The organism is uncultured Blautia sp., assembly GCF_902497045.1.
GTDB lineage: Bacteria > Bacillota > Clostridia > Lachnospirales > Lachnospiraceae > Blautia_A.
Map to the genome: position 1 here is coordinate 1 of NZ_CABVDF010000260.1, position 3,548 is coordinate 3,548.

Genomic DNA, 3,548 nt, shown 5'->3' on the forward strand with positions numbered 1-3,548 from the left:
TTATACAAATAAAGCTTTCTTTATTTGTGTAAAATCCATAACCTCTTTTGATTTTTACCTATACTCGAAATATTTATCAAACTTTTTCTCACGATTCTATCACGCAAAAAGGCACGCGTGTTTTTGCGTGCTTTTTTTGCATTATTCTGTACCTATAATCTCAGCACTATAAAACTCCGGCAGCTTCTCTTCGAGTCAGTTCTTCCATAATTGAACTGTACTGTTTATCAAGATGATAAAGAGAAAGAGTAACCACTGCTGCTGCGGCAACAATCATCGGACCATACTTATAAATATTTACAATCATATCAAGTGCCGCCTGTGGCTGGACCGCTGTTCCTCCTGCACTGCTCACATATCCCGCAGCTGCAAGAAACCCGGTCATTGCCGCAGATGCCACGCCGGATCCTACCTTTGTCCCAATAGAGCCTCCGGCAAAGATCATACTCTCCTGACGAAGATGTGTTTTCCACTGTCCATATTCCACTACATCTCCGATCATACCGAACACACCTGCATTTAAAGGAGCCAGACCGATTGCTCTTACGATACAGCTCATGACCATCCATGAAAAACTGTATGGATTCATAACAAAAATAATCTGTCCGATCAGAGCTACTGCTGCTCCCGCAAGAGCTGTATTTCTCTTCCCATATCTCCGGATCAGTGGTGTGCAAAGGAAAATACATCCCACAAGGACCAGCGTTTCCATCAGATAAAGTGCACTGTACATCCAGGTATCATTATGGAATATGTATTTACAGTAATATGGAAGAATCGTACCTGATATACCAAAAGAAACGCTCTGCAGCATCCACAATACCAGTACAGACCAGAAATACTTATTGTTTACAAGTGCCAGAAATGACTGCTTCAGCGGAACTTTTCCCGCTTTTTCTGCTGCCTCTATCACAACTGTTTCTTTACATTTCAGGAAACAGTTGACTAACAAAAGGAGAGCTACTGCTGCCCATATGGCCATAGTCTTGATCCATGCTGCCTGGTCGTCGCCAAACAGCTTCACCAGAGGAAGCGTGCAGGTAACTGCCAGGATCCGGCCCAGAGGAGAAAGTCCCATTCTTACAACACTGAGCATGTCTCTTTCTCCGGATTCTCTTGTCATCATGGCAGACAGGCTTCCGTAGGGAAGGTTGATAGCTGTATAACATACTGTTGTGCAGAAATTATATGTTACGAACAGATAGACTGCCTGTACCAGACCTGTTGTTCTGGGCACGGTAAACAGAAGTACTGCTGACAATGCATATGGAACACTCATCCACAAAAGCCAGGGTCTTGATTTTCCCCATTTTGATTTTGTGTTTTCAACGACCACCCCCATGATCAGATCCGACACGCCGTCAAACAAACGGGAAACAAGCATTACCATACCTACAGTTGCAGGATTTATCCCGACATAATCTGTATAAAAAAGTGTGATCAGCGTACCTATCATGCCAAAGATTACATTACAGGCAACGTCTCCTCCTGCATAGGAAACCCTGATCCCCCATCCAAGTTTTTTATGATTCATATTATTCACCCCACAAAAGATACCTTCTCTGTCTTTTCTTTAAACTGTGATCTCAGAAATTTTTACCGGACGGTGTTCTTCCAGAGATTTTTTTGCGGCAAGCCCCATTCTTACCGGCTCCAGTCCATCCATTACACCCAGAGGTGTCTCTGTATCATTTACAATGGCATCGATAAAACATTTCATTTCTTTTACATAAGCCCCCATATATCTTTCCAGGAAAAAGTGAAGTGGTTTTTCCCCTGTAATACCCTGAGCATTGCTGATCACGGCTGCAGACGCGGTATCATTTCCTGTTGCTGCCATTCCTTCTGATCCAAATACCTCTGCTCTCTGGTCATATCCATATACGGCTTTTCTGGAATTATCGATCACTGCGATGGATCCATTCTCCATTTTCAGCGTGATCACCGCGGTATCTACATCTCCTGCTTCTCCGATTGCCGGATCTACCAGAACACCTGCTTCCACATAAACTTCCTCTGCGTTGCAGCCTGCCAGAAAACGTACCATGTCAAAATCATGGATGGTCATATCCAGGAACATTCCTCCGGACACTTTTACATATTCAGCACATGGCGGCTCCGGATCACGGGATGTGATCTTGATCACATGAGGATCCCCGATCTTTCCGGAAGCAACTGCTGCCTGTACCGCTTCAAAGTTATGATCAAATCTTCTGTTAAATCCCACCTGATATTTGACCGGATGCTTTTCCAGTGCATCCATGACATTTTTGATCTTATCTATATCATGATCGATAGGCTTTTCACAAAAAACATGTTTTCCTGCCTCGATGGCTTCCACAGAAATCTGTGAGTGTGTATCTGTTGATGAGCAGATCAGGACAGCGTCAATCTCCGGATCTGCCAGGATTTCTTTATAATCCTTTGTCACTGCTTTTACTCCCATATTTTTTGCCCACTGTGCCGTCTCTTCTGTCATAAACGGGTCTGCCAGAAGCTTCACCTGCGCCTCCGGAACCTGGGTGCAAATGCTTTCTACATGAACTCTTCCGATTCTTCCTGCTCCGATAATTCCAACCTGTACCATAATAATTTCTCCTTTTTTATGATATATTTTTTATAATCCTGTTTTTTCTGCAATAAATTTTCTTGCTCTGATGGCATACTCAAGCGGGTCTGCCTTTGCCGGATCCTGCTCGGCTTCTACCAGCATATATCCCTCATAACTGTTCTCCTCCAGAACCTGAAAGATCGGTTCAAAATCAATACAGCCATCTCCAGGTATGGTAAAAGCGCCCTGGCGAACCCCTTCCAGAAAGCTGAGGTTTTCTCTGCGTACCTTCTCCACAACTTCTCTGCGGATATCTTTCAGATGCACATGTCTGATCCTGTCTGCATATTTTTTTACCATTTCAAGCGGATCTGCACCACAATATGCAAAATGTCCGGTATCATATAAAAGACTTACATATTTAGGATCTGTATGCGCCATCATTCGCTCTACTTCATCCGGATTCTGAACCACAGTACCCATATGGTGATGGAAGGTAAGGTGGATTCCATATTCTTCAAGAGCAATTTTTCCCAGTCTGTTCATCCCTTCACAGAATCGTTCCCATTCCTGGTCGTTCATCACGTATTTGTGTCCAAATACCGGTGTGTCCTGCTGTCCCTGTACACTGTAGCTTTGCTCTGACGCGCCAATGATCTTCGCTCCCATTGCCTTCAGAAAATCCAGCTGGGCACGAAATTCTTTTTCTACTTCCTCAAAAGGTTTTGTAAGAAGGAAAGAGGAAAACCATTGATTACAGATTTCCAGTCCTCTCAGTTCCAGCGCTTTTTTTAATATCCGGGGATCCCTGGGATATTTATTTCCTACCTCTGATCCTGTAAATCCTGCAAGAGCCATTTCACTTACACACTGCTCAAAAGTATTTTCTTTTCCAAGATCCGGAAGATCATCATTTGTCCATGCAATAGGTGCAATACCAAGCTTTACTTTTTCTTTGTCAAACATCTCTTTACCTCTTTTCTTTTTTATGATTTAT

Annotated in this window: 3 protein-coding genes; all 3 read right to left on the bottom strand. The window is 43.3% G+C overall.

What is annotated here, in order from left to right:
- Window positions 1-166: 166 nt before the first annotated feature.
- From RDS42_RS13390 to iolE, 3 genes are read right to left on the bottom strand one after another with little or no spacing between them, the layout of a single operon-like run.
- Entirely contained in the window at window positions 167-1,534 is a 1,368-nt protein-coding gene (locus tag RDS42_RS13390; protein WP_308784091.1) for an MFS transporter, read from the bottom strand.
- 39 nt (window positions 1,535-1,573) lie between these two features.
- Window positions 1,574-2,587 carry an inositol 2-dehydrogenase gene (gene iolG, locus RDS42_RS13395; RefSeq protein ID WP_308784092.1) on the bottom strand — a complete coding sequence of 338 codons (1,014 nt, stop codon included), beginning with the start codon at window positions 2,585-2,587 and terminating at the stop codon, window positions 1,574-1,576.
- 30 nt (window positions 2,588-2,617) lie between these two features.
- A complete protein-coding gene (gene iolE / locus RDS42_RS13400; RefSeq protein WP_308784093.1) occupies window positions 2,618-3,517 on the bottom strand; it encodes a myo-inosose-2 dehydratase in 900 nt (299 codons plus the stop codon).
- Between the last annotated feature and the right edge of the window lie 31 nt (window positions 3,518-3,548).

Bases quoted from the DNA above. Each gene is read 5' to 3' on its own strand.
- RDS42_RS13390 (WP_308784091.1), bottom strand. From the start codon at position 1,534: ATGAATCATAAAAAACTTGGATGGGGGATCAGGGTTTCCTATGCAGGA.
- iolG (WP_308784092.1), bottom strand. From the start codon at position 2,587: ATGGTACAGGTTGGAATTATCGGAGCAGGAAGAATCGGAAGAGTTCAT.
- iolE (WP_308784093.1), bottom strand. From the start codon at position 3,517: ATGTTTGACAAAGAAAAAGTAAAGCTTGGTATTGCACCTATTGCATGG.